This is a genomic window from Aquirhabdus sp., assembly GCF_046462495.1.
GTDB lineage: Bacteria > Pseudomonadota > Gammaproteobacteria > Pseudomonadales > Moraxellaceae > Aquirhabdus.
The window spans coordinates 191,769-216,557 of the sequence record NZ_JBKGVE010000004.1 but is presented as its reverse complement, the minus strand read 5'-3'; the positions used below and the strand labels follow the sequence as shown (position 1 = coordinate 216,557).

25 protein-coding genes and 2 tRNA genes are annotated in these 24,789 nt (G+C 49.5%); 12 read left to right on the top strand and 15 right to left on the bottom strand.

The annotated features are described in order from the left end of the window. Positions 1-40: 40 nt before the first annotated feature. The 5 genes from ACLHG7_RS04510 to ACLHG7_RS04490 all read right to left on the bottom strand — a co-directional run bounded on the left by ACLHG7_RS04510 (position 41) and on the right by ACLHG7_RS04490 (position 4,660). Complete coding sequence (locus tag ACLHG7_RS04510; RefSeq protein WP_410209855.1) at positions 41-1,084, bottom strand: EamA family transporter; 1,044 nt, start codon at positions 1,082-1,084, stop codon at positions 41-43. Between the two features lie 70 nt (positions 1,085-1,154). After that, the gene (locus tag ACLHG7_RS04505; protein ID WP_410209854.1) at positions 1,155-1,943 is read right to left on the bottom strand and encodes a crotonase/enoyl-CoA hydratase family protein; all 789 of its coding nucleotides are present in this window, start codon (positions 1,941-1,943) and stop codon (positions 1,155-1,157) included. A gap of 44 nt (positions 1,944-1,987) precedes the next feature. Further along, entirely contained in the window at positions 1,988-3,073 is a 1,086-nt protein-coding gene (locus tag ACLHG7_RS04500; RefSeq protein ID WP_410209853.1) for an AraC family transcriptional regulator ligand-binding domain-containing protein, read from the bottom strand. A 37-nt stretch (positions 3,074-3,110) separates the two neighbouring features. Further along, positions 3,111-3,872: an SDR family oxidoreductase gene (locus ACLHG7_RS04495; protein ID WP_410209852.1), complete on the bottom strand. Its 762-nt coding sequence runs from the start codon at positions 3,870-3,872 to the stop codon at positions 3,111-3,113. Then, positions 3,872-4,660 (bottom strand): SDR family NAD(P)-dependent oxidoreductase, encoded by a 789-nt coding sequence (locus tag ACLHG7_RS04490; RefSeq protein ID WP_410209851.1) that lies wholly within the window; start codon positions 4,658-4,660, stop codon positions 3,872-3,874. The genes ACLHG7_RS04495 and ACLHG7_RS04490 overlap by 1 nt, the downstream gene beginning before the upstream one ends. A gap of 329 nt (positions 4,661-4,989) precedes the next feature. Between ACLHG7_RS04490 and ACLHG7_RS04485 the strand changes: the two genes are divergently transcribed. Together ACLHG7_RS04485 and ACLHG7_RS04480 are read left to right on the top strand one after the other, a co-directional pair. Then, positions 4,990-5,667, top strand: a complete 678-nt coding sequence (locus ACLHG7_RS04485; RefSeq protein WP_410209850.1) for a glutathione S-transferase family protein — start codon at positions 4,990-4,992, stop codon at positions 5,665-5,667. A gap of 239 nt (positions 5,668-5,906) precedes the next feature. Beyond that, on the top strand, positions 5,907-6,770 hold the full coding sequence (locus ACLHG7_RS04480; RefSeq protein ID WP_410209849.1) for a metal-dependent hydrolase: 864 nt from the start codon (positions 5,907-5,909) through the stop codon (positions 6,768-6,770). A 110-nt stretch (positions 6,771-6,880) separates the two neighbouring features. Here ACLHG7_RS04480 and ACLHG7_RS04475 read toward each other — a convergent pair whose 3' ends face one another. Beyond that, positions 6,881-7,459, bottom strand: coding sequence for an FMN-dependent NADH-azoreductase (locus tag ACLHG7_RS04475; protein WP_114900320.1), 579 nt, complete (start codon positions 7,457-7,459; stop codon positions 6,881-6,883). 165 nt (positions 7,460-7,624) lie between these two features. Between ACLHG7_RS04475 and ACLHG7_RS04470 the strand changes: the two genes are divergently transcribed. Continuing rightward, positions 7,625-8,560: a LysR substrate-binding domain-containing protein gene (locus tag ACLHG7_RS04470; protein WP_410209848.1), complete on the top strand. Its 936-nt coding sequence runs from the start codon at positions 7,625-7,627 to the stop codon at positions 8,558-8,560. A gap of 68 nt (positions 8,561-8,628) precedes the next feature. Here the strand turns inward: ACLHG7_RS04470 and ACLHG7_RS04465 are convergent, their stop codons facing one another. Both ACLHG7_RS04465 and ACLHG7_RS04460 read right to left on the bottom strand, forming a co-directional pair. After that, on the bottom strand, positions 8,629-9,033 hold the full coding sequence (locus tag ACLHG7_RS04465; protein WP_410209847.1) for an OsmC family protein: 405 nt from the start codon (positions 9,031-9,033) through the stop codon (positions 8,629-8,631). Positions 9,034-9,152: 119 nt separating this feature from the next. Next, a complete protein-coding gene (locus tag ACLHG7_RS04460; RefSeq protein ID WP_410209846.1) occupies positions 9,153-10,019 on the bottom strand; it encodes a pirin family protein in 867 nt (288 codons plus the stop codon). 295 nt (positions 10,020-10,314) lie between these two features. On the opposite strand from ACLHG7_RS04460, the gene ppc reads away from it, so the two are divergent. From ppc to ACLHG7_RS04430, 6 genes are all read left to right on the top strand, one after another. Continuing rightward, positions 10,315-13,023: a phosphoenolpyruvate carboxylase gene (gene ppc, locus ACLHG7_RS04455; RefSeq protein WP_410209845.1), complete on the top strand. Its 2,709-nt coding sequence runs from the start codon at positions 10,315-10,317 to the stop codon at positions 13,021-13,023. Positions 13,024-13,189: 166 nt separating this feature from the next. Next, entirely contained in the window at positions 13,190-13,663 is a 474-nt protein-coding gene (locus ACLHG7_RS04450; RefSeq protein ID WP_410209844.1) for a VOC family protein, read from the top strand. 60 nt (positions 13,664-13,723) lie between these two features. Further along, positions 13,724-14,575 carry a YfaP family protein gene (locus tag ACLHG7_RS04445; RefSeq protein WP_410209843.1) on the top strand — a complete coding sequence of 284 codons (852 nt, stop codon included), beginning with the start codon at positions 13,724-13,726 and terminating at the stop codon, positions 14,573-14,575. 146 nt (positions 14,576-14,721) lie between these two features. After that, positions 14,722-15,009: an ArsR/SmtB family transcription factor gene (locus ACLHG7_RS04440; protein ID WP_410209842.1), complete on the top strand. Its 288-nt coding sequence runs from the start codon at positions 14,722-14,724 to the stop codon at positions 15,007-15,009. Between the two features lie 90 nt (positions 15,010-15,099). After that, the gene (locus ACLHG7_RS04435; RefSeq protein ID WP_410209841.1) at positions 15,100-15,849 is read left to right on the top strand and encodes an SDR family NAD(P)-dependent oxidoreductase; all 750 of its coding nucleotides are present in this window, start codon (positions 15,100-15,102) and stop codon (positions 15,847-15,849) included. A gap of 252 nt (positions 15,850-16,101) precedes the next feature. Further along, positions 16,102-16,665, top strand: a complete 564-nt coding sequence (locus tag ACLHG7_RS04430; RefSeq protein ID WP_410209840.1) for a 1-acyl-sn-glycerol-3-phosphate acyltransferase — start codon at positions 16,102-16,104, stop codon at positions 16,663-16,665. 120 nt (positions 16,666-16,785) lie between these two features. Here ACLHG7_RS04430 and ACLHG7_RS04425 read toward each other — a convergent pair whose 3' ends face one another. Together ACLHG7_RS04425 and ACLHG7_RS04420 are read right to left on the bottom strand one after the other, a co-directional pair. Further along, entirely contained in the window at positions 16,786-17,472 is a 687-nt protein-coding gene (locus ACLHG7_RS04425; protein ID WP_410209839.1) for a phage tail protein, read from the bottom strand. Positions 17,473-18,054: 582 nt separating this feature from the next. Continuing rightward, positions 18,055-18,555, bottom strand: a complete 501-nt coding sequence (locus ACLHG7_RS04420) for a nuclear transport factor 2 family protein (protein WP_410209838.1) — start codon at positions 18,553-18,555, stop codon at positions 18,055-18,057. 191 nt (positions 18,556-18,746) lie between these two features. Here ACLHG7_RS04420 and ACLHG7_RS04415 point away from each other — a divergent pair, with 191 nt between their 5' ends. From ACLHG7_RS04415 to ACLHG7_RS04405, 3 genes are read left to right on the top strand one after another with little or no spacing between them, the layout of a single operon-like run. Further along, positions 18,747-19,100 (top strand): ArsR/SmtB family transcription factor, encoded by a 354-nt coding sequence (locus ACLHG7_RS04415; protein ID WP_410209837.1) that lies wholly within the window; start codon positions 18,747-18,749, stop codon positions 19,098-19,100. Continuing rightward, positions 19,081-19,605 (top strand): SRPBCC family protein, encoded by a 525-nt coding sequence (locus ACLHG7_RS04410; protein ID WP_410209836.1) that lies wholly within the window; start codon positions 19,081-19,083, stop codon positions 19,603-19,605. Before ACLHG7_RS04415 ends, ACLHG7_RS04410 begins: the two co-directional genes overlap by 20 nt. Further along, on the top strand, positions 19,598-20,182 hold the full coding sequence (locus ACLHG7_RS04405; protein ID WP_410209835.1) for a dihydrofolate reductase family protein: 585 nt from the start codon (positions 19,598-19,600) through the stop codon (positions 20,180-20,182). Before ACLHG7_RS04410 ends, ACLHG7_RS04405 begins: the two co-directional genes overlap by 8 nt. A gap of 198 nt (positions 20,183-20,380) precedes the next feature. Here ACLHG7_RS04405 and ACLHG7_RS04400 read toward each other — a convergent pair. The 5 genes from ACLHG7_RS04400 to ACLHG7_RS04380 form a co-directional block, all read right to left on the bottom strand. Then, positions 20,381-20,456 (bottom strand) — tRNA-Glu (locus ACLHG7_RS04400). Positions 20,457-20,492: 36 nt separating this feature from the next. Beyond that, positions 20,493-20,568, bottom strand: a tRNA-Ala gene (locus ACLHG7_RS04395). A 59-nt stretch (positions 20,569-20,627) separates the two neighbouring features. After that, positions 20,628-22,151: a glutamate--tRNA ligase gene (gene gltX / locus ACLHG7_RS04390; RefSeq protein WP_410209834.1), complete on the bottom strand. Its 1,524-nt coding sequence runs from the start codon at positions 22,149-22,151 to the stop codon at positions 20,628-20,630. A gap of 111 nt (positions 22,152-22,262) precedes the next feature. Beyond that, positions 22,263-23,057 (bottom strand): YfaP family protein, encoded by a 795-nt coding sequence (locus ACLHG7_RS04385; RefSeq protein WP_410209833.1) that lies wholly within the window; start codon positions 23,055-23,057, stop codon positions 22,263-22,265. Next, complete coding sequence (locus ACLHG7_RS04380; RefSeq protein ID WP_410209832.1) at positions 23,047-24,786, bottom strand: DUF2300 domain-containing protein; 1,740 nt, start codon at positions 24,784-24,786, stop codon at positions 23,047-23,049. The genes ACLHG7_RS04385 and ACLHG7_RS04380 overlap by 11 nt, the downstream gene beginning before the upstream one ends. Between the last annotated feature and the right edge of the window lie 3 nt (positions 24,787-24,789).

Here is a 24,789-nt window from a genome sequence, read left to right as displayed (position 1 = left end):
CGACTCAAATAGGCAGCTTTAAGCTGCCTATTTTTATATCTTAGTGGTGGTGAACATGATGTTGATCAGGCACATGCGGATGACGATGGGTCATGGGTTCATGGTGGTGCGCATGACTATGCGGACCGACAGGCATCGGGTCATGAGTGTGGTTATGGTGGCCATCATCATGGCTATGGGCATGCTCATGATCCATATCAAGATGGAGATGCTCATGTTCGTGCTGCTCTAGCAAATGTAAGATCACACCGACCATCATCAAAACCGCTGCAAGTCCCATCCATAAACTGAAACTGCGTTCTCCCAATGCAAACGCAATCGCCGCGCCAATAAAGGGTGCCGCAGCAAAGACCGAGCCTGTCCGTGCTGCGCCAAATGAGCGCTGCGCCAGCAAATACAACCGTAAACTTAATCCGTAGCCACTGGCACCGATCAACAGTAATCCGAGGGCCACACCCGCCGACATATTCATATGCCCACTGATGGCTGCGATGATGAATGACGCACTGGCACCGAGCGTCGCTTTAGCAACCACCACCTGACTTGGATCAACATCCGCCAATGCGCGCGATAAGGTATTGTCAATCGCCCATGCCAGCGTTGCAGCCAAGACAGCGACCAAACCCCAGATCTGCGTCTGATCACCGCCGAGATGATCAACCACCAGAATCGCGCCGCCACAGGTCATCAACGCAATCGCACTAACCACACGTCGATCTACGCGTTCGTGATAGAGCAGAGCCGCCAAAACCACGGTAAAAACTGCTTCGAGCGTCAGCATCAACGATGCACTGGCCCCGTTGGTATGCTGTAAACCCCATGCTAATAGCGTTGGTCCCAACAGTGCGCCAAACAATGCCATGAGTAATAAGCGAGGGAGGTGGATTCGTGCCAATGCCGCTTCACGACTGACATGCGATAGACTGAATAGACCTGTGAGTGCGGCGCCCGCATAGAGCAGGCCCGCAACCATCCACGGACTGACATCCTTGCCCAACACTTGAATGAAGGGCGTACTTGCACCAAAGAGTACAGCCGCGAATAAGGCGAGGAATGCGCCTTGAATGGCAGGAAATTGACGCATCGGATATTCATCGAGAACTGAAGAATCTTTATTCTAATCCTTTATGATGACGATGCCATCACGGTCAGAATCAGTTGCCTTCAAATTTCGCCGTCGTGCGGTTTTTAAAAGCTTCCACACCGCGTTTTGCATCCTTACTCAAGAATAATCGCAAAATCTGCCATTTAATCCGCGACAAAGCCGTTCGGCTACCTTCGGCTTGTGCCAAACGCGTGGATTTTAAAATGGCTTGTACACCCAGCGGTGCTTGTGCAGCTATTTTCTCTGCAATCTCAATGGCCGTTTGTAGCTCCTGACCATCAGGCACAACTTGCTGCACTAGCCCCAGTCGATAAGCCTCATGGGCATCAAACCAATCACCCGTCAGAATGTAGCGATAAGCATTATTCAAACCCACCGATTGTGGCCAGCGCACCGTCCCGCCACCAAAAGGAAACAGTCCACGGCTGACTTCGTATTGGGTAAATTTTGCCGACTCGGATGCCACACTGATCTGACCACTCAGCATCAACTCAATACCGAGCGTAAAGCAGCGACCTTGTACAGCAGTCACAATCGGCTTGGGACACTGCGGCGTACTAACACCCCACGGATCAATCATGCCGCGCGGCACCAGAGGTTTAATCAGGCTTTTCGGGAGATATTTGGCGATAGCAGGCATGTCGAGACCCGCCGTAAAGTCCTTACCCTGCGCCCAGACCACACCGCAGCGCAGCTCGGGATCCTCTGCCAATTGGGTATAGGCGGCAGCAAGTTCATGAATAAGTTCTGGAGTAAACGCATTGAGTTTTTCGGGACGGTTAAAGCCGATGAGCAAGAGATGCCCACGCTTTTCAACCAAAATATGCGATTGATCCATGACACGATCTCCTTGATCTTAAAGTAGACAAAACCATTCGCTATTTAACTTATCAAGCAGTCTTCTTCATTTTGACCCGGCTGCATAGGGTGTTTACGTAAGTCGCCGGGGGTTCGTCCCGTGGCTTGTTTAAAAGCGCGAGTAAATGCGGCCTGGCTGCTAAAGCCCAGTTGCTGCGCCACTTTGCTGAGAGGTAACTCACCACTGGTCAGCAGCCACTCCGCCCGCTCCATACGCACACTTTTGGTCAGTTCCAGCAAAGAGGATTCCTCTTCACTAAGACGCCTCGCCAAGGTGCGTACCGACATCGATAATTGACTGGCGATTTCAGCGGCATCCAGCTGCTGCCCATGAATAATCCCTTGCGTCAGCAAACGCTGCACGCGCTGGGTCAATGGTCTGGCTTGCGGGATACTTTTGAGTTGACGGGTGAGCGTAGTCAGCAGCATCTCGTGGGTAATACGGTTATGGGTCAGTAAAGGCTGATTTAATATGCTACGACTGATGGTAAAACCATTTCGGGCACTGCCAAACTGTACAGGCTTACCAAAAAAGTGTTCATAGGCCTCCAGATTTTCAGTGCGTATATGCGTCAGTTGCACCTGAGTGTCTTTTCTGACCTGAGGACGAGCATTCAACTGCGTACCACTCACAAACTCTGTCATGCGCGCAAAACCAGCAATGACAAATTCAATCTGCACCTCGTCATACGGTGAACCAAATTCATATAACCGCTTGATATGGATACGCGACTCATGATGCAAGTCTTCACGATGTAACTCCATCGAAGGCAGCAGCAGAGGAAAGAACTCAATTGCAACATTGAGCGCATCCCCAAGCGTTGCCGCAGTCAGTGCCGCAATACCCACTAAACCATGGGCCGTTGGTGGAAAATGGGCCAGTAATTGCAAAAAATGTGGCTCCCCCGGCAGCATATACTCGGACCCCAATTGCATGGCCGTTTTAAACTGGGTCAGCGTCAGATATTGATTGGGATCGACCAGATCTTCAGGGGTGAGCCCCATTCGCTCAAAGTATTGTGTCTCATTGCCCTGACGAGCACGGATCAAAGACAGCGTAAGCTCAGCATGGGACACCGGAAACAAAAACTCTTGAGTCGTCTTACGCATACGTTCTACATCCCATTTTCATATCGCGCATGACAAATCACCATGCCGCCGAACTTGGACGCAGTTCAAGCTCTTGCGTCCATGCTTCTTTCGCTTGCGTATGGAGCTGCCAACACGTCGTGGCTACGGCTTGTGCAAATCGCTCTGCTGTTTCTCCGCTCATATCTCCCTCTTCCAGCAAAATATGCGCGATGTGAACGCCTTGAGGGTCAAACTCTCGCGCCATGGATTGTGCCAAAGCACGCACTCCGGCTTTCACCGCCCCAAAACCACTGAAGTTCGGCTGGCTGTGGATCGCATCCGTTGCCCCAACAAAAATAATCGTTGCAGGGCGCTGAGGCTGCTTTGAACGATGATTTAACATCGCTTTAAGCGCTGTCTGCCCGATCACAAAGGCACTCAACCCATGCACACGCCACAAGGACTCTAATTCAATCGGGAGCATCGCCAGTGTAGTGAACGCAGTTGATCGCGCTGGCGCATGCACCACCCACTCCGGCACCAGACCTGCATTGGCTAGATCGGCAAACATCGATTGAACGGCATCTACTGAGCAGATATCCAGACGGATTGCATAAATACTCGGTGTATTAATTTCGAGGGGTAATATGGTTCCGGTTGCCTTTGGCACATCGGGATCATGAATCACGCGATAGGTCACCAGACCCGAGCGAATAGCCTGTGCACAGAGTGCAGAGACCACTGCTGAATCCTGATCCATATCCACAATTACGGCACAACCACGTGCGGACTTGGACTTGCTAGAGAAAATGCTTGGTAAGGAGATTTTAAGGGTCATTAGAATTTCTCCTTAAATGGCCGCAAATCCAGCTCATGGGTCCACGCCTCAATCGGCTGCTGATGCAGATGCCAATAGTTCTCCGCTATCGCTTCAGGTTTTAGGCTACCGGATGTACCCTTGATCAAGGTTCGTACCACACGACCAACACCAAACCCAAGCTGATTGATCCGATCACCATCTACGGCGCCGTCAATCACGACATGTGCCACATGCAGACCTTGCCCAGCAAATTCACGCGCTAGACTCTGGGCAAAATTGCGTAGGCTCGCCTTGCCCGCCGCAAACGCGGCGAACATCGGTTTACCACGCAGTGAGGCCGAAGCTCCAGTGAAAATCAACGTACCTCGACCTTGCGGCAACATACGACGAATGGCTTCTTGGCCCACCAGCGCACCCGCCAGAAATGTGGTGCGCCAGAGATGCTCATAAAAGCTGGCTTCTGTATGCAAAAACCGCGACGGGGTATTGCCACCCACATTGTGCACCACCAACTCAGGGACTCGCTGCTCATCGGCAATATGCTGGAATAACGCAGTGACCTCAGCAGGCTTCGTACTATCAATCACATACGCAGAGGCTTGTCCCCCTTGTTTGATAATTTGTGCCACAACCTGCTCAATTTTGCTTGCGGTGCGACCCGCCACATACACGTGTAATCCCGCTTTGGCACTGCGTAAGCAGACCGCGCCGCCTATCCCCTGTACGGCACCAACACCGATGACGACAGCGCAAGGTGTCATGCTAATGCTTTGATTAGTCGAATTTTCTATAATTAAAGGAGCCATATCATGTTCTATCCTACATCCCGATGCGTCGCCATGCTGATCGATAAGGAATGATTATTTTCATTGAGTTCTTATTTGGAACTTTAGTATATTATGTTGGGGATCACAAGCTGAATATATGCCGATGTCGGTCAAGCAGCAATGTTTTGGCAGACAAAGGTAAGTGATGGCAAACGAAGTCTAAACATTTCACCAGAAGTGAATCCTTCGTTTCATCAGTTCATCATAGAATACTTCACACCTAGGGCGAGGTGGTTTAAAGTCAGCCACGGACAACAGGCGACCCACAGACCTAAAACACTTATTAAAACTTCACAGGACTATCGAGCATGAGTCAAAATATCGTTCTTCATCAGTGGGAGATCTCCCCTTTTTGCCGCAAGACGGCATTAACGCTCGACCACAAAGGGCTGGCTTATGAAAAACTCGATTACTTAGGCCTACAAAGTACCAAAGTCGTTGGTCTAAGCCGCACAGGAAAACTGCCCGTACTGGATATCGATGGCAAGCGGATTCAAGATAGCACCCGCATCGCGCGTTACCTTGATGAGCACTATCCCAAGCACCCACTTTACCCTATTGATCCCATTGAAAATGCACAGGCAGCCGTTTGGGAAGACTGGGCAGATGAGTCGCTGTATTGGTTTGAGGTGTACTTCCGCTATATCGACAATAACGCCATGGAGCAAGTGCTCGATATCGTCTGCGCAGGCCGACCCAAGTATGAACGCATCGCGATTAAAGCGGCCCTGAAAGTCGATTTTGCCTTAAAACTCCGCATGCAAGGCTTAGGCAGACTGAGCTACGACGATATCGTGGCCGAATTCACCCTACATCTAGATCGGATTGAGGCGGTACTCGCACGCCAAGATTGGCTGGTTGGATCTGAGCGCAGTATCGCGGATATTGCCGTGGGTGCACAGCTGGCTGAAGTTGTCCGTACCAGCCAACTGCGTGATGTCATTTTGGCGAGGCCCAATCTTGGAAAATGGTTAAAGCGTATTTAATACAAATAGTTGTTCGAAATAATCATCAATGACGATCATCAAGATCATGATCAAAAATTGGCAGACTTCGCCTACACATGGCGACACAAGCTAATCAGGATTCGTTGTAATGACTATATTCAGCGCATTCTAGAAATTATCATCTCGATAATGCCAGATCGCCTCAGACATCATGATTCAAACATAAAAACTCGCTTGAATCATGATGAAGCCGAATCCTTATCCTTGTGAGGTTAGCCATGACTGCCATGTTCTCGCACCAAATTGAAGTCCGTAGCCATCTGGATTTTCAGTTGAATGAAGTTCCTAAATTTTGGTTCGGCAATAATCCCTATGCCACCCGCCTATTCGATTCGATCTCGATGCTATTTCCGGTCGGTGAGCGTTTCTTTATCAGCAGTATTCGCCCCTATCGCGCGCAAATTCAAGACCCCGCACTCGCTGAAGCCGTCGCCGACTTCTGCAAACAAGAAGGGCAGCATGGTATACAGCATACGCTCTATAACGACCTCTTGATTCAGCAAGGCACCCCCACAGCAGAAATCATTGATAAGTTTTCAGAGCGTCTCGAAGAAATTAAGAAGTCTGCACCACTAGAAATGCATCTAGCGACCACCGCTGCCCTTGAACACATGACCGCCTTAATGGCTGAAGCCATGTTTAGTCGTCCTGAGATTATGGCTAATGCCCATCCAAACATGCGTGCGTTGCTGGCTTGGCATGCCATTGAAGAAATGGAGCATCGTGCCGTCGCCTTTGATGTGCTGACCAAAGTCGTCAAAACCAGCTATCGCAAACGGGTGCTGGCGATGACCATGGTTGTACCCCGTTTTTGGCGGGATGCACTGGTCCACACCGATCAAATGCTAAAAGCCGATGGCTTTAGCCGTCTGGAACGTCTCAATATGGCACGCAAGACCTTACCTTTGTTCTTTGGACGCAAAGGCATCTTGACCGCGGTCTCCAATGAGTTTTTTCAATACTACCGCCGTGATTTTCACCCCAATGATATCCCCGTCCTCAAACACTATCCGCGCTGGTTATCCGCATTCGAAACCAGTGGTGATCCGATCTATGCCTCACAGCAGATGTATGCAAATTAAACCCTGCTATTCATCCTGATCAGCATGCATAAAAAAAAAACGGTGAGTCATTAAGACTCACCGTTTCTTGTTGAAAATCACACCGCAGTGATATTGATCTTCAATAAATCTTAGCTCGCTTTCGCTAGGCTTGGAATAGCAGCATGCGCAGCAGCCAAGGCATCAGTACGATGTTGTGGCGAGTAAGCAATGCCTTCTGCACGGATAAATTGCACATCAGTCACGCCGATAAATGCAAAAATCTGTTTCAGGTATTTTTCCTGAAAGTCCGCTGGGCTATCTTCACCAAAAGCACTGCCACGACCACTGGCAATAATCACTTTTTTGCCAGTCACCAAACCTTTAGGGCCAGCTTCGCTATAGCTGAAAGTACGGCCTGCAACCAGCACACGGTCTACCCATGCTTTCAAGGTTGAAGGGATACCAAAGTTGTACATTGGTGCACCGAGCACCAGGATGTCAGTATCTAAAAACTGCTGGAGTACGGCTTCAGCCGCCGCCGCTTCTGCAGCATCTACTTTTGCCAAGCTTGCACCAGTCAAATGCGGTACAGGATCTTTATCCAGGTCACGATGAGTAATGGTGAGGTTTGGAACGGCTTTGTTTAAATCAGCAACAATCGCTGCGGTCAACTCACGTGTAACTGAATGATCGCCGAGTGCACTTGAATCGATATGTAATACTTTCATGGAAATCTCTATATTCTGGTTTACGGAAGTACCGCGTTGGAGTCACTATAATCGTTTGATTAATGCTATCCAATACCCTAAAATAAGACGAACCGTTGCAATAATAGAACATCATTACCTTGCAGCCTCAACCGCATAATCTCTGCATGCCGTTTGGAGTTTCTTATGGATAACCTCAATGATCTCTACCTCTACGCCATGGTGGTGGAACATGGCGGGTTTAGCAAAGCCGAGCGCGCACTAGACATCCCAAAATCACGCCTCAGTCGACGGATCTCCCAATTAGAATCGGACCTGAACGTACGCTTACTGCAACGTGACTCCAGACACTTCACCGTCACCGATGTCGGGCAACGGGTCTATCAGCATGTGCAGTCGATGCTCACCGAAGCCCAAGCCGCGCGCGATGTGGTGGATGAGCTGAGTGCAGAACCACGAGGCATCCTGCGGGTTAGTGTGCCTATCGATATCGCGGAACAGCAGATGCCGTTGATCCTGCCTGAATTCATGCGCCTCTACCCCCATATCCAAATCCAGCTCACCGTCACTAATCGACGGATTGATTTACTCAATGAAGGGATCGATGTGGCATTACGTGTCCGTGACAAGCTTGATAACGATGGTAATCTGGTGATGCGCAAATTCGGTCAATCTGAATCGGTATTGGTTGCCAGCCCCGCTTACTTAAACCGCATGGGACGCCCACAACATCCCGAGGAACTGCTGCAACATGTCACCCTCAGCCACAATGAAAACGACATTAAACAGCAATGGCCACTGCACGGCCCTCAAGGCAAAGTGTTATTTGACGTCAAACCGCAAGTGATCGGATCGAGTTTTGCACTATTGGGCGCACTGGCTGAGCAAGGGGAAGGGATTGCATTTTTGCCGCTCATGCGCTGTATCGATCAGATCAGGAGTGGCAAACTGGAAGTGGTGCTTTCGGACTGGCGTTTACCGCAAGGCATCTATCATGCGGTGTTTGCCTCGAGACGAGGGATGCTGCCTGCGGTGCGGGTGTTTATCGACTTTCTGGCCGAGAAGATTCCACCCATGCTACAAGAGCTGCATGCTAACTGCCCTAGCCATCCTGCCGAATGACATGCTTAAGTAGCAATTTGTCCTGTCATGTGTTTTTGGTGCATGGCAGGACAACGAGACATCATCTATTAATCCGCAAGATCCGTATCAATAGAGACTGTGCCGGTCAGGACCTTATGGATCGGGCAAGCATTGGCGACTTGCAACAACCGTTCGCGCTGCTCATCACTCAAGTTTCCGGTCAAGGTAATGTGACGTACGATCACATTGGTACCCGCCGTTTTGCCATTAGGGTTAAGCTCCAATTGGACATCGACTTCATCCAGCGGCCACTCTTTGCGCTTGGCATACATTTTCAAAGTGACGGATGTGCAGGCACCCAAACTTGATAGCAACAGCTCATGAGGGCTGGGACCCGCATCCAAACCACCCAGATCGGTAGGCTCATCGGCATACCATTGATGGTGATCATTGCTTAAGGTCACCAAGTAAGGCGTGTCTTGAATGGAGGCTTTCACGGTAAAATCACTCATAAGGGTTATCCTTTAGCAAATGCTACGTTGTGTCGTCTAAATATCAATCTATTCTTCAATGTTCCAATCCATGCAAAAGCGCCTAGCCCACCTGAATGGACTAAGCGCATGTCATTGCATTAGTGTGCAATTTTTCCAAAGTTTCCGCTATTGAAGTCTTCCATCGCTTCATGAATCTGCGCGGCAGTATTCATGACGAAAGGTCCATAACCTTCAATCGGCTCATTCAGCGGTTGACCACTCAAAATCAGAAAACTCGCATCACTGTTGGCTTCAATCATAAACTCAGTGCCGACCTGATCCAGCACCACCATTTGCGCATCACGCGCAATCTGGGTGTCATTGACCTGTACCGTACCGCGGAGCACGATCACAGCCAGCGTATGTCCTTCGTTGACGGTGAAGTCGGCACGTTTGCCCGCATTCAGACGCACATCCCAGACATCAACCGGTGAGTAGGTTTCGGCAGGACCAACAAAGCCTTCAAACTCACCAGCAATCACGCGCAAGGTTCCAGCGCCATCTTTAAGTTCAACGCTTGGAATCTGTGCATTCTGGATCGCTTGATAATGCGCAGGGGTCATTTTGTCTTTGGCAGGCAGATTGACCCACAATTGCACCATCTCAAAATCACCGCCAGTTTTGGTGTATTCATGAGAATGAAACTCTTCATGAATAATCCCACCACCTGCGGTCATCCACTGCACGTCTCCGGGTCCGATCACACCGCCGCCACCGCTAGAATCCCGATGTTCGACTTCGCCTTTGTAGACGATCGTCACGGTCTCAAAACCACGGTGCGGATGCTGACCCACACCACGCGGTGTAGTGGTCGGTTTGAACTCGGTTGGACCCGCATAATCGAGCAATAGAAATGGACTCAATTGCTGTCCAAACGTGTTATAAGAAAACAACGAACGTACGGGAAAACCATCACCGACCCAGTGCTGACGCGGGGCACTATAGGTACCTAATACTTTTTTCATTTATTTCTCCTGTGTAACGGCTTATTGAATGTCACACGATTTAAGCCATCATACAGCGGTAACGATATTGCGACTAGATAGCCAAACTGCGCATCAGCGTTTCATTGATAGAACGATATAACCCTTGAAATCTGATCACTCTAGATTGCGCGCCTGCATCATGAATAACCAGCGGCACAGAGCGTATAGATACGCTTTTGATACAGAGCCGGCGGCTCATTCTGATCAAGAATGAGCGATAGATCTTGTGATCAACCTGTTGTATAACGTATAGATTCTCGATTGGAGACTCCTCATGAATGCGCCCTCATCATCACCCGCTTCTGATCCCCATGCCCCCCTGCGCGATGATGTCCGGCTACTGGGTCATCTCTTGGGCGACACACTACGCCAGCAAGTTGGCGAGGCGCTGTATGACAAAGTCGAAGCCATCCGCAAACTCGCCAAACAAACCCGTGATGGCGATGCCAATGCTGGAATTGAACTCAATCGGGTGCTGTCTGCACTGGAAGACCATGAGCTGTCTCCTGTGGCCCGTGCCTTTACCCAATTCTTGAATCTGGCCAATATCGCCGAACAATACCACCGTGTGCGCCGCCGCCGCGCATGGCAATCGCTGGAATCCGCAGCGCCGCAGCATGGCTCTACCAGTGAACTGTTTCCACGCTTAGCTGCTAACGGGATCGATGCCGAGACCATTTGGGAAAGTGCACAGTCTTTAGACATTGAACTGGTCCTGACCGCGCATCCCACCGAAATCAGCCGCCGCACCTTGATTCAGAAATATGATGACATTACCAATAGTCTGGAACGCTTAGATCGCCTGAACCTCACTCCTTTTGAGCGTACTGAGGAACTGGCCAAACTCAAACGCGACATCATCGCCGCATGGCATACCGATGAAATCCGGCACCACAAACCCACGCCCGTCGATGAAGCCAAATGGGGCTTTACCGCCATTGAGCAGAGTTTATGGTTTGCGGTGCCGCAATTCGTTCGCGAGTTTGATAACAGTATTTTTCAACATACAGGCAAACACTTACCCCTAACCAAAACCCCAATTCGCTTTGCCTCTTGGATGGGCGGTGACCGTGATGGCAACCCGAACGTCACCCATCAAGTCACCGAAGAAGTGCTGCTCCTGTCGCGCTGGCAAGCAGCGGATCTGTATTGGCATGACATTGACGCACTGCGCTGGGAACTATCGATGGATGTCTGTAGCCCCGCGCTCCTCACTCATCTGGCGGCACAAGGCATTACCAACAGTAGCGAGCCCTATCGCGATATCTTGCGTGAAGTGCGCCGTCGTCTGGGGAGAACACGGGATTGGGCCAATGCACGACTACGTAAGGAAACAGGCGTTGATGACAGCGATATCTACCTGCATGCCCATGAATTAATGGCGCCGCTAAAACTCTGCTATGAATCTCTCATTGACTCCAATATGGAAGATGTCGCCAATGGCGATCTGATTGACATCATCCGCCGTGTCGCCTGCTTTGGCGTAGAACTACTCAAACTCGATATCCGCCAAGAGTCCGCACGGCATGCTGAAGTTTTAAACGCAATTACCACATATCTCAATATCGGCAGCTATGGGGAATGGGATGAAGCGGAGCGCCGCGCATTCCTCGTCCGTGAACTGAAAAACCCGCGTCCGCTTTTGCCGAAGACTCTCAAAGCCGCGCCCAATGCCCCGATTCTGTCCGCCAACGTCGTCGAGAGCTTGGCGACCTTTGATGTCTTAGCTGAACATCCGGGTGAAGCGCTGGGCGCGTATGTCATCTCGATGGCGCAGAACGCCAGTGATGTTCTTGCAGTGCTGCTCCTGCAAAAGAAAGCCGGTGTACAGAAACTGCTGCGTGTCGTGCCACTGTTTGAAACTTTGGATGACTTAGACCGTGCACCCAGTGTACTGGAAGCGCTGTTTTCCATCCCAGAATACATTGATGAGATTCATGGTCATCAAGAAGTGATGATTGGCTACTCGGACTCCGCTAAAGATGCAGGCTTCCTCACCGCCAACTGGGCACAGTACCGTGCTCAGGAAGCATTGACCGCCGTTGCAAAAAAACATGGCATCAAGCTCACCCTCTTTCATGGTCGAGGTGGCTCGGTCAGTCGCGGCGGCGCACCGACACATCAAGCCCTACTGGCTCAGCCTCCAGGCTCGGTTCAAGGCTCGATCCGCGTGACGGAACAAGGTGAGATGATCCGCTTTAAATTTGGTATGCAAGGCATTGCCATTCGCAATCTTGAACTGTATGCCACCGCCACCATGGAAGCCTCGCTGCTGCCGCCACCAGCGGCAAAACCCGAATGGCGTAAACTAATGGATCAGATGACTCAAGTCTCAGTCGCAACCTATCGTGAAACCGTGCGCGAGACACCTGACTTTATTCGTTATATGCGCACGGTCACGCCCGAACTGGAACTGCAATTGCTACCGCTGGGCTCACGCCCTGCACGTCGAAATACGGGTGGTGGCATTGAATCACTGCGGGCAATTCCTTGGGTGTTTGCATGGACACAGATTCGCTTGATGTTACCTGCATGGCTGGGTACAGGCCGTGCGCTGAATACAGCCATCAAAGACGGCAAAGCGGATCTGATCCAAGAGATGAGCCATGACTGGCCGTACTTTCATGCCCTGCTCGACATGCTGGAAATGGTCTTGGCTAAGGCCGACCCCGCCATCGTGGCCTACTATGAATCACATCTGACCAAAGACCCTGCCCTGCTGCAACTGGGTACTGAACTCCGCCGCCGTTTAGGCAGTGCCACGGCAACGTTGCTTAACGTCACCAATCGCAAGCAACTACTTGAAACCGCACCCGTGCTCAAACGCTCCATCACGGTACGGACCCCATATATCTTGCCGCTACATATGCTACAAGCCGAACTGATGCGACGTCGGCGTGAGGTAGAAGGCTCTAAAGTTTATGATCATGCCTTGATGGTGACGATTGCGGGGATTGCGGCGGGACTGCGTAATACGGGTTAAATAGAAAAGAAACCTGCTGGTTAAATAAACAGCAGCATGCTAGATTATTCCGCAAGGTTTCCCTCGTGCGGAATATCCGTATGAATCAGAATCTGTAATCAACACGGATGTATGGGACATAGAATTGTCTTTAAAGATACCTAGAAGTAGATAGGGAGTCAGAATCATGCAAAAAATCACCCCATTTTTATGGTTCGATGGCAATGCAGAAGAAGCCACTCATTTTTATACCTCGATTTTCAAAAACGCTGAAATCCTTAGCATCTCACACTATAGTGAAGGTGGTCCGATGCCCAAAGGCACCGTCATGACCACCAAGTTTCGCTTAGATGGTCAAGAATTCGTTGCGTTAAATGGAGGTCCCCAATTTCCCTTCACACCTGCGGTGTCCTTTGTCGTTGACTGCGATTCGCAAGAAGAGGTCGATTACTACTGGGAACATCTTTCTCAAGGCGGAACTCCGAATCAATGCGGCTGGCTGCAAGATCGATATGGTCTATCATGGCAAATTGTGCCTAGGATACTGATTCAATACATCAATGATCCAGACCCCGTAATCGCTCAGCGCGTTATGAATGCGATGTTACAGATGGGAAAAATAGATATTGCGCTGATCAAACAAGCATATGAACAGCGCTAAAACTAAAATAAACTTGATATTTATTTCCATGACACTGACTTGCTGTTAAGGGCGATATCCATGCAGTATGTGACCGCTGTCGTCAATGATCAGAAATCGAAGATCGGCACCAAAATTGCCATCCCTCTTCTTATCATGACTTGTCTAGCCAGTGACTATGCTATTGCTGCTTCGACAACAGTGCCTGCGACACTACCCAAAGATGGTCCCAAAGGCGGCTGGAATTATTCGGGACTCACAGATCGTTCAACCGACGGCACGATGAGCTACCCCACCCCGCCGATTTATCGCGGGCTCACCCGAAACCGCACCCCGATCAAAGGCACCATCCCACTTGCTGACCAGCAAATTCCTGAGCTAATCGTCAATGGCAATGCCATGCGCCTCAACACCGACAAGAGCGGACACTTCGAACGCTTCTATGCGTTTGGCTCAGGCTCAAACAGTATCGAAGTCAAAGCGGCCAGTAACAAAGCCGGACACCGCACCCAATTTTATGAGTCTAATCCCAGTCAAGTCACGCCACACTTACGCATCATTTGCTCATGGGATGCCCCTGAAGCAGAAGTCGATCTGCATATTCTGACCCCTGATCGCCAGCATGTGACTTGGAGCAGCCCACTGCTTAAAGAAGGTGGCGGGCTTGATGTTGATAGCGTCGATGGACCGGGACCGGAAATGTTTACTGTCGCCAGTCCTTTACACGGCACCTATCAGGTTTATATCAATTACTGGGGTAACCTTGACGAATCCGGTTATAACTTTGACAAAACCAAACTTAAAAAACCAATCGTCACCTCCACCATTACCCTCGTCTTCAATGAAAACACACCGAATGAAAAACGGGAAAGCTTTATCGTGCCGCTACGCAAAATCGGTGAACTGACGATGGTGAAATCATTTTTGTATTAAAAGTGCCCTCCGCCCGCCTACGTTGCTACTTGGGCCCATTGCGCTATATTTACGAATCCAAAAGCATTTATAATAACGGCTATGCTTGTTAGCAAAGAATAAAGAGTACTGATGTCACACGCCTATACACCTCTACTGGTTTTAAAATGACGAATGCAGATCAACTGTCTGATCAACAGTTTGCTCGTATTTCGCGAGCACTCGCTGAACCTCGACGTTATCAGATCCTGAAAGAGATTGGTGCTGCCTCCAAGTGCCTGCCTTGTGCAACATTACTCCAAAGCCAAAAAATTACTGCAGCGACGCTGTCTCATCATATAAAAGAACTGGAAACTGCGGGTTTAATTCGAATTACTCGTGAAGGTAAATGCATGAGCATCAGTATCCAGCGTGATGTTTTACATCAATACTTAGATAGACTCGCAAATATTTAACAAACGATACAAAAATAGCGCTTGATTTCTTCGTCACACACTTCGATACTTATCTAACTATTGAAGTGTTATCCCATAGAGAAGACTATCATGAGTAAGTTAACTGGTAAGGTTGCAATCGTCACCGGTGCATCCAAAGGAATTGGCGCAGCAATTGCAAAAAGTTTAGCCGCCGAAGGTGCATCCGTTGTCGTTAATTTTTCTTCAAGTCCTGAAGGTGCAAATCGCGTCGTTGAGGACATCAAAAGCAAAGGCGGTCAGGCCATTGCTGTTCAAGGTGATGTAGCGTTGTCTGCCGATGTCTTGCGGATCTTTGAAGCATCCAAACAGGCATTTGGCAAACTGGATATTTTGGTCAACAATGCTGGGGTCTATGAATTTGCCCCCTTGGAAGAGGTGACTGAAACTCACTATCATCGCCAATTTAATATCAATGTTCTTGGCACGTTACTCGCAACTCAAGAAGCCCTGAAACATTTCGGCGTTAATGGCGGCAGTGTGATTAACTTGGGTTCCATCGTCAGCCATAATCCGCTGCCAGGCACCGCAGTTTACTCTGCGACCAAGGGTGCAGTTGATGCGCTCACAGTCACATTCGCAAAAGAGCTTGGCGCACGTAAAATTCGAGTCAATGCCATTGCCCCCGGTCCGGTTGTTACTGAAGGCGTCGAAAAACTCGGCTTTCTCGACAGTGATGCCGGCAAAGCGATTGTCGCTCAAACACCGCTAGGACGCTTTGGTCAACCCGACGATATCGCACAGATCGCCGTCTTTTTGGCATCTGATGATTCCTATTGGCTCACTGGTGAACGAATTGTTGCATCAGGTGGCGCAAGATAAAGCGAATACACCGTAACTGCCTCATCTACAGCTCTGCTTTACACCAAAAGCCCTATTCATTGTGAAAGGGCTTTTTTAATGCTACCTACACACAAAAAATGCTCATAGACCGTTGATGTAGTCTTTCAAAGACAACAAATAACGTTTTATCCCACTGAAGAGTATTTTCAAGCCAATCTCAAGCGCCTCAATATCAGTTAAAATGCTTAGTCAATAAAGCGCCATCGCGATTTACAACAAACGAGAAAAATCATGATTGATCAACAGCTGGGAAAGCTTATTTTTAAACTGAATGGCTGGAAGTACGAAGTCAATCCAGAAGCACTTAGCGATGCCAAACAGGTCATCATCGGTTTTCCGCATACCACCAACCTCGACACCGTTCGTGCAGCGATCTTTTTTCATATTTTGAAGCTGAACTACCATATCTTGGTCAAGAAAGAACTGTTTAAATTTCCACTGGCACCGATCTTAAACCGCTTGGGTTTTATTCCTGTCGATCGCGCTAAATCACAAAATGTGGTACAGCAGATGGCGGATATCTTCGCCAAAAGTGAGCGCTTTAGTCTAGTGATTGCGCCAGAAGCGACGCGGGGAAAAAATGGTGAGAAACGCCCGATTCGGACTGGTTTTTGGCATATAGCCAAAGCCAGTGGCGTGCCAATTGTACTGATGCTGTGGGATGAAGCGCTTGAAACTGGACGAATCTTTGCCAAGATCATGCCGAGTGAGTCGATGGAAGATGACCTGAAAGAAATTCAACGTCTCTATGCGAGCTATGGTACGCAGATTGAATTACCGCAAAAGACGATTTAAGACGCATTTCAACAACCCCAAACGCCCACTCAGCGCGAGTGGACATATGCTGGCATTGATAGCGGCTGAGCAAAGGTCTATATCAAGGCCTTACTCATCCCGCCTATAATCAATAAATTTTTAATTTTGCGAAGGAAAAATCCCTTGTAGTGCAATACAATACGTCAGTCCCAATGAAGGGGGTTGGATGGGAATCGGCTGATTCCCGCCAGTTGCACCTACGGTACCATTGGTCAAGCCTGTCGCGGTCGCGCCGCCCAATGCAACAACGCTCGAGTGGGTTCCCGTGTAGAGTTTTGGAGCCCCTGCCGTTGCGTTGACTGCCCCTAAATAATTAGCAGCATTGCTGGGAACACTTGCCGTACCCGCAGCAGTACTGACATTGACATTCACTTGTAAAGCCGTACTAGATGGATTAAAGGTATGAGTATGAGCCGGCAATTGACTCGTCGTCAGTGTCGCTGTTGAGGCCCCGAAGGTTTCTCCGACAAAGACCTGCGGCAAACCTGGACCCTGCCCCTCACCAACAACCACACGCCCTCTTAAATCTGGCAGTGCAAAGGTGGTCTGACCATTACCGCCATAGTTCGTTCCAAGCAATGCAAACAGTGCAGTATTCTGACTAATGGGTAAAATCTGACCTGCAGCTTCCGCAAAGCCCTTTGGGCAGAAGTTAGTTGCAAAGGTGCATACCTCACCAAGGAACGGTTGGGAGCCACACGCAAAGACCGATTGTGCGCCCATACCTAATAGCGCTACGACTGCATAGCGTGCCGTTTTTACCGCAACATTTTTCTGGATACTCATTTTTTTCCCCTATTTATTAAATAAACCCACTTAAAACCACTTCATTATTAAAACAACAACATCCATCTACAGCACAGAACACCCCGCACACACTCATCAACGACCACACCAACCGCAAAACACAAAGCTTGGCCTCGTGCTTATGGAGCAGATAAAGGCATCAAAAAAAGATAGGAACCAACAGAAATCGTGAGCGCACCCATGGTGGATCGCAGATGAGCAGAGGAAATGAACAGAGATTCAAACATTTAAAAAAAACCCTTGCTTCAACATTATTCTTCATGTGATGGCGATCCATCCCGACGATGATCGCTACTGTATTTTTATTTTCCTAAATGCTTAATTAAAACATTTGATTTATCTACACTCTTTTTTATTAATATTGTGGTTAATTTTTTATCGTTATCATTATTGAAAATAATGAATTTGATTATATTTTGATCAAAAACTTACTCAGAATAGTGCTCCAAATCATTCAGGATCGCAAGATAAACTTGAGCTTGAGCGAAGATATTGATCGATTCCACGAATACAGAATCTTATACGCTGTATTCATGTCTGAGCCTTTGAGGAGAGCGTGATTCAGAACATCGCATTACCACTTGCAGTCTTTTCAGGTATAGCCTGCGTCACATCCCAATGCTCGACAATCTTGCCATGCTCCAAACGAAAGATATCGACGATGGCAACGCCACGATCCGTAGGGCTCGTAGTTTTATGCACATGCAAGATGACGAAGTTACCATCCACAAAAGCCTGTTTAATTTCACTATGCGATGTCGGCACTTTCTCTTTCAGGAAGCTGATGAAGTGTTTGAATCCTTCTATCCCATCTGCCGCACCTGGATTATGTTGCTTATAGTCAGGCCCAAGGTATTGGCTTGCAGCCGCAAAGTCCTTTTGATTCAATCCCGCATCGTAAAATGCGAGCACGGCTTGCTTATTGGCTTGTTGCTGGACTGCGGAAGGGACTTCGATATTGGACGTCGGAGTGACTCCAGAAGAAGGTATAGCTGTTGTTGATGTAGCCGCACTCGATAGTGAAAAACTAGTCAATAACACAAAGTACCAGACACGGTTCATCGTAACTTTTCCTGTGATCGATATCTCCTGATCATGATCGTTTCATGACGAGTCTTCTAGTAGAGATTGTTTAATGCCAACGGATCTCACGTGAAAGATGTCAGCACGGAAATGAATATCTATATTGACAAGCGGTTTTAAAACATTTTATATTTAACCTCAAGGTTAATTAACCATTAAGTGTAATATATATGACTACCGACTCTCTAAGTACCACCTTTGCTGCGCTCGCTGATCCAACACGTCGCGCGATACTTGCGCAGCTTGCACTGGGAGAGGCCACGGTCGCCGAGTTGACCAAACCATTTTCAATCAGCGCGCCCGCTGTGACCAAACACCTCAAGGTGTTGCAACGTGCAAAACTGATTACGCAAGGTCGCCACGCGCAATGGCGACCCTGCCAACTCAATGCCACGCCATTGCGCGAGGCTGCCGATTTTATCGAGCAATACCGCCAGTATTGGGAGCAAAGCCTAGATCGCCTGGAAGCATATCTAAAAATACTCCAAACCGAGGAGATGCAAAGTGCAGGAAAAAAAGACTAATGCCGCAAACGATACGGACACCAGCGACCGCGAGATCATCATAACGCGTCTGATTGATGCACCGCGCGAACTGGTCTGGGACGCCATGACCAAACCTGAGCATGTGGTGCATTGGTGGGGTCCTAATGGCTTCACGAATACACTGGAGAAAATGGATTTTCGCGTGGGCGGTGAATGGCATCACATCATGCACGGCCCAGATGGAAGGGACTATCCTAACCGTAGCATCTATACGGTCATCGACAAACCACAGCGCATTGAGTTCTGCGTGGGGGGCACCCATAAGGGCGACCCAAATGCGATTTTTGAATCGACTTGGACGTTTGATCTGGTAGATGGAAAGACCCAAGTGACCATCCATATGATTTTTCCAACTGCGGCAGCGCGCAACAAAGTCGTCGAGGAATTTGGCGCGATTCAAGGCGGAAACCAAACACTGGCACGCCTTGCAGACTATGTTAATAAAAGCGAATCAAAGGATCACCAAGGAGAAGATCATGCGTAAAATCGTTTCGTTCGTCCATGTGTCACTGGATGGTTTTGTGGCCTCTATCGATGAGGGCATGCATAGCCTAGGCTGGATCAGTATCAGCGAGGATCTGTTTGCATATGTCGAGCAGCGGATTCAGCAGACCAACACTGCGCTTTACGGGCGCGTTACCTACGAGATGATGGAGTCGTATTGGCCAACCGCCGCCGACGCGCCCGATGCCAGCGCCCATGACCATGCGCATTCACGCTGGTATAAAGCCGCCCGTAAGATAGTCCTATCAAGAACCATGACAGAAAAGGATCATCTCAATACTCACATCATCAGCAGCAATTTAAGCGATGAAATCAACACACTCAAGCAGAGCGCGGGCAGCGATATTTTAATATTTGGCAGCCCCTCCGCCGCGCACGCGCTGATGACAGAAAATTTAATCGACGAGTATTGGTTATTTGTCAATCCGATTCTGCTGGCACGGGGTATCCCCTTATTCCAAAACATTCAGGACAGAACTGCACTCTCGCTGGTAAAAAGTCACATTTTTGCGTCGGGTGTGGTGTGCTTGCAGTATGAGGTAAAACGCAATGAGTGAGGCAAAACTGAGCAGAAAGCTTAATTTAGTTGTCTAGTTTTCTGAGTCATGGCAGCACCGATTAGCGATATATTCTGATCCCGTTAAAAGACTTCGATTTTAGTCGTATTCTGTGAGCAATCGCGGACAACAAAAAAGCCTAGAATCTAATGATTACTAGGCTTTATGTACTGTAATAGACTACAGCGATCTCGAATTTGGCGTCCCCACGGGGATTCGAACCCCGGTACTCACCGTGAAAGGGTGATGTCCTAGGCCTCTAGACGATGGGGACTGGACGTGTAACATCTGCGTTTACCAATTTGACGTTTGGTGGAGCCTAGCGGGATCGAACCGCTGACCTCTACAATGCCATTGTAGCGCTCTACCAACTGAGCTAAGGCCCCGCACGGCAACGCAGGCGCACATGTTAGGGATTCAGAACAGCCCTGTCAATCGTATCTGGTTACTTTTCGACCCCTTCGTCAATGATTTTTGGTTCATTTAGCGAAATATCGAGCTTTTGCCACTCTGAGGTCTCTTTTTTGCTAATGCCTCCAAGAATTTCAACCGCTTGGCGTAGACGTGCATAGGTCAAATCCGCACCCAAGATCGCCATCGACTCCATGACGGGGGTCGAACTCGAACTACCCGCAATGGCAATAAAGAATGATGGCATAAAATCACGCAATTTGATTTCCATCTGTTCAGACAGCGTCATGAGCGTCGCTTTCACCGTCTCTTCATTCCACTGCATCAAACGCTCAAGGCGCCATAGTGACAATTGCAATACCTGACGGACTTGGTCTTGGGTCAGTTTCTTATGTGCAAACGACTCAGCCGTCAGTGGCTGCGCCGCTTTAGGTGAACCATTAAAGAAGAATCCTGCCCAATCGGCGGCATCAGACAAGGTGTTGATCCGTGGCTGGATCGCGGCAGTAATCTTCTCAAGCTGTGCACGGTTACCGCGCCATGACAGGATTTTATCCAGTAATGCCGCCGGTGATAGATCACGAATCCACAGGCCATTCAGCCAAGTCAATTTCTCGACATCAAAGATCGGCCCACCCAATGAGACACGCTGGATATCAAAGTGCTCAATCATCTCACTCAAGGTGAACTGTTCACGTTCATCAGGCATTGACCAGCCCATACGGCCTAAGTAATTGAGTAAGGCTTCAGGCAAGAAGCCCATATCACGGTAATAGGTGATACTGGTCGGATTCTTGCGTTTAGACAGTTTGGATTTATCCGGATTACGCAGTAGTGGTAAATGACAGAGCACGGGCATGTCCCAGCCGAAGTATTGATAGAGCAATTTGTGCTTCGGGGCTGAAGAAATCCACTCTTCACCACGCAGCACATGGGTGATTTCCATCAAGTGATCATCGACCACGTTAGCCAAGTGATAAGTTGGCAAACCATCTTGCTTGAGCAGGACTTGCATATCCACTTGCTCATAGGGTATCTCGATCGCACCGCGCAGTAGGTCGTCAATATGGCAAATACCCTCTGTCGGTACCTTCATACGCACCACATGTGGCTCACCCGCGGCAATGCGCTGACTAACTTCTTCAGCGGTCAAATGCAAACAATGACCATCGTAACGTGGCGTTTCTTTATTGGCCATTTGCGCATTACGCACTTCGGTCAGGCGTGCTTCGCTACAGAAGCAGTTAAAGGCATGGCCTTTTTCCAGCAGGATATTGGAGTGCTGGGTGTAGATCTCACGACGTTCGCTCTGACGATACGGGGCATGTTTACCACCAATATCCGGACCCTCAGCCCAGTTCAACCCGAGCCAACGCAGGGAATCCAGAATCATCTGCTCGGATTCAGGTGTGGAGCGGGTTTGGTCGGTGTCTTCAATACGCAGAATGAACTCACCGCCATGCTGACGGGCAAAACACAGATTAAACAGCGCAACATAGGCGGTGCCGACATGCGGAAAGCCTGTCGGAGAAGGAGCAATACGAGTACGAACGGTCATAAGAGTCACGTCAAAAAAAACGAATAGGGTAATTTGGGATAGATGATAACAAATGTAGCGCGGCTTGGCTTTTGTTTAGGTGTATGGATGATACCTAAGCGCTGCACCGCTTTAATAAATAAACTGCGCGACCTGTGTCAGTTCCCCAACCTTACGCAGCGGTACAATATAAGTTTGCTGCTTCTCATTCGGGGTATTTTCATTGGTAGTCACGGTCACCGTGACCGTGGTAATCACTTTGCTTGATTCCCCGCCATAATAGTTGGCATAGATCAGATACGTGCCGTGCACCGCATTGGGGGTCGCGAAAATCTCAGGACCATAGCCATCGGTCGCGTCGATATCGATAGAGCCGCCGCTCGGAATGGTTCGCTGACCATACCACGCATGTTCACGATTGGGCGTGACCACGTGCAGATCGACATCGGTATGATTGGTATCCCACGACATTACAACGCGTATTTTGGCTGGCACTTTGCCTGCGTTGGCTTCATAGAACTGGCGTCGTGTTTTGTCGCCATTGGCAGTACGGACTTCGATACTGTTACTGCCCGAACCAAAGGCATAGGGACGTTGATAATGTCCTGACTCATCAATCGAGAGTGGCATCGCAACGCCATTGGCGACCATGGTCGCAGGCTGATCTTTAGATTTCGGCACTGCTTTAATCTGCCCTTCAATCAAGGCACTCCACGCATGCCCGCCGCTATTGGTATGGGTTGCCGGATAATTAACGGTTTGTGAGAAGTTCCCTTGACTGCTGTCGCTAAAGCGCCAGCCATTGGTAGGTCTAGAGGCTGTCGCGCCCTCGGCATCGGCCTGCATCACCAAGCCACTTCCGACCAACGCCATCACGGCGCCTGCAATCGATAGGAAACGAAATCCTGTGATCTTATTATTGTGCATGACGGATTTTCCTGAGGGTCGATGGTGTGGAAGTAAAGGATGACAAGCCTAAGTCATCGGTGAGTTGTCGGGCCTGCTGCTCAATCCAGGCTTCGTCCTGTCCTCCCGGGTGGAAGCGTAGCGCCAGATGCAAATACTCATGCCATAAGGTCACACGGTCATCCTGACTGCGCCAGTCGCGCACATAGATATTCAAGGACTGCTGATCGGCATATGGATTGCCATAGTCTAATCGACAGACATTGACCGATTTTAATGCCTCAAAACCATCAACACTCGCCATACGCTGTTGCACCTTAACCAAATTCCGCTGGAGATACTGCTCAGCCTCAGGGATCGGCTGGCATTGCTTGCCGTCTGTCGCGAGTTGCCAACTGGCCTTGGGGAAAGCCTGCTTTAAAATATACAAATAGTTGTTGCCCTGCTGCGCTTGCTTCACCGCGTTCTGCCAACTGAGCAGCCCCTCTTCAGCCTTGGTCTGATGGTAGCGGATTGAACTACCCGTCAAACTCAAACCCTCGGTAAACGCCACGATGCGCTGTGCATTGACCGTTGCGGGATTGGGGGAGACACGCTGATAGCGACTGTCATCATCGATCTGCAAACAGCCCTGATGGAACTCGGCGTTTTGCAGTAGATAACTACGTGCTGCAATACTCAGTGCCCGCGCCGCCTGTGTGATATCCGCACTCCCCTCACGATCCACCACCCGCGCCAAATAATCTTGCAGCCCTAACCGTCCGATAAGCTGCACCGGCTGATTGACAGGTTTCTGCACCGACAGCTCACCCTGACTGCGAATCACTAAGCTCTGTTGATTTGCAAACAGAACGCGATAATCCCCACGTAAATGGCCACTTAAAACCGCGATCTTTGGATCATCTACGCGACTGATCTGGGCAATCGGATAACGCTTAAAATAATGCACCGACACGCACTGATCATCAAGCAACGTGATCGCTGGCGGTAAACGCTCGGCCAGCATCGGGCTTAAACGCTGTACCACCCGATGACTACCGCCTGTAGCCCCTAACCAAAACGCCGTGCCATCAGCGAGCCAACCTGCCGCACCGCCAAAATACCCGCCCGCCAATGTCGGATGTGCCCACGTATACGTCTTAAAGCGATAGCCCCCACCCAAATTGGGTAAGACATCACTCCACTGCGGCTGCAACACCCGACCCAACAGTGCCTCGCGGGTCAGACTCATCACTTTGGGCGGTACACGATTGAGTGCATTTAAAATATCCGTCACGGGCACCTGAGTCTGGGGTTGTACCCGAGATAAATCCTGCAACCATGGCACATCTGGTGCTTGCTGCTGCCAGTAGCGCTGCCAATCTTTGGCCTGTATCTGCAAACGCTGCGGTTGGAAGTACGCCCCACACGACCGCACCAGTGCCACATTGCGACTGATCGATTCATCATGGGTACAGCAATATTCATCCCCAGTTGCAGCTTGTGTACCCGCATGACAGGCATAAGGTCGATCTGGTACATGCTGATCGACACTATAGGTATACACCCAGAGCTTCCATAAGCTCCCCAGCGGCACGCGTGCCGGCATCTGCTTGGCATCCCCGAGCAACCACACTGGATGGTTAAGGGTTTGCTGACTCACGATCCAACCTTGGTTGGCTACATTTGAAGCGGTATCCGCATAGACATGAGATTGCAGCATCACGCCCACCATGCCAAACACCACGCCATGCCATCGCTGCCAGCGCATCAT

Coding starts and splice junctions, on each gene's coding strand:
- ACLHG7_RS04510 (WP_410209855.1), bottom strand. CDS start 1,084: ATGCGTCAATTTCCTGCCATTCAAGGCGCATTCCTCGCCTTATTCGCG.
- ACLHG7_RS04505 (WP_410209854.1), bottom strand. CDS start 1,943: ATGGATCAATCGCATATTTTGGTTGAAAAGCGTGGGCATCTCTTGCTC.
- ACLHG7_RS04500 (WP_410209853.1), bottom strand. CDS start 3,073: ATGCGTAAGACGACTCAAGAGTTTTTGTTTCCGGTGTCCCATGCTGAG.
- ACLHG7_RS04495 (WP_410209852.1), bottom strand. CDS start 3,872: ATGACCCTTAAAATCTCCTTACCAAGCATTTTCTCTAGCAAGTCCAAG.
- ACLHG7_RS04490 (WP_410209851.1), bottom strand. CDS start 4,660: ATGGCTCCTTTAATTATAGAAAATTCGACTAATCAAAGCATTAGCATG.
- ACLHG7_RS04485 (WP_410209850.1), top strand. CDS start 4,990: ATGAGTCAAAATATCGTTCTTCATCAGTGGGAGATCTCCCCTTTTTGC.
- ACLHG7_RS04480 (WP_410209849.1), top strand. CDS start 5,907: ATGACTGCCATGTTCTCGCACCAAATTGAAGTCCGTAGCCATCTGGAT.
- ACLHG7_RS04475 (WP_114900320.1), bottom strand. CDS start 7,459: ATGAAAGTATTACATATCGATTCAAGTGCACTCGGCGATCATTCAGTT.
- ACLHG7_RS04470 (WP_410209848.1), top strand. CDS start 7,625: ATGGATAACCTCAATGATCTCTACCTCTACGCCATGGTGGTGGAACAT.
- ACLHG7_RS04465 (WP_410209847.1), bottom strand. CDS start 9,033: ATGAGTGATTTTACCGTGAAAGCCTCCATTCAAGACACGCCTTACTTG.
- ACLHG7_RS04460 (WP_410209846.1), bottom strand. CDS start 10,019: ATGAAAAAAGTATTAGGTACCTATAGTGCCCCGCGTCAGCACTGGGTC.
- ppc (WP_410209845.1), top strand. CDS start 10,315: ATGAATGCGCCCTCATCATCACCCGCTTCTGATCCCCATGCCCCCCTG.
- ACLHG7_RS04450 (WP_410209844.1), top strand. CDS start 13,190: ATGCAAAAAATCACCCCATTTTTATGGTTCGATGGCAATGCAGAAGAA.
- ACLHG7_RS04445 (WP_410209843.1), top strand. CDS start 13,724: ATGCAGTATGTGACCGCTGTCGTCAATGATCAGAAATCGAAGATCGGC.
- ACLHG7_RS04440 (WP_410209842.1), top strand. CDS start 14,722: ATGACGAATGCAGATCAACTGTCTGATCAACAGTTTGCTCGTATTTCG.
- ACLHG7_RS04435 (WP_410209841.1), top strand. CDS start 15,100: ATGAGTAAGTTAACTGGTAAGGTTGCAATCGTCACCGGTGCATCCAAA.
- ACLHG7_RS04430 (WP_410209840.1), top strand. CDS start 16,102: ATGATTGATCAACAGCTGGGAAAGCTTATTTTTAAACTGAATGGCTGG.
- ACLHG7_RS04425 (WP_410209839.1), bottom strand. CDS start 17,472: ATGAGTATCCAGAAAAATGTTGCGGTAAAAACGGCACGCTATGCAGTC.
- ACLHG7_RS04420 (WP_410209838.1), bottom strand. CDS start 18,555: ATGAACCGTGTCTGGTACTTTGTGTTATTGACTAGTTTTTCACTATCG.
- ACLHG7_RS04415 (WP_410209837.1), top strand. CDS start 18,747: ATGACTACCGACTCTCTAAGTACCACCTTTGCTGCGCTCGCTGATCCA.
- ACLHG7_RS04405 (WP_410209835.1), top strand. CDS start 19,598: ATGCGTAAAATCGTTTCGTTCGTCCATGTGTCACTGGATGGTTTTGTG.
- gltX (WP_410209834.1), bottom strand. CDS start 22,151: ATGACCGTTCGTACTCGTATTGCTCCTTCTCCGACAGGCTTTCCGCAT.
- ACLHG7_RS04385 (WP_410209833.1), bottom strand. CDS start 23,057: ATGCACAATAATAAGATCACAGGATTTCGTTTCCTATCGATTGCAGGC.
- ACLHG7_RS04380 (WP_410209832.1), bottom strand. CDS start 24,786: ATGCGCTGGCAGCGATGGCATGGCGTGGTGTTTGGCATGGTGGGCGTG.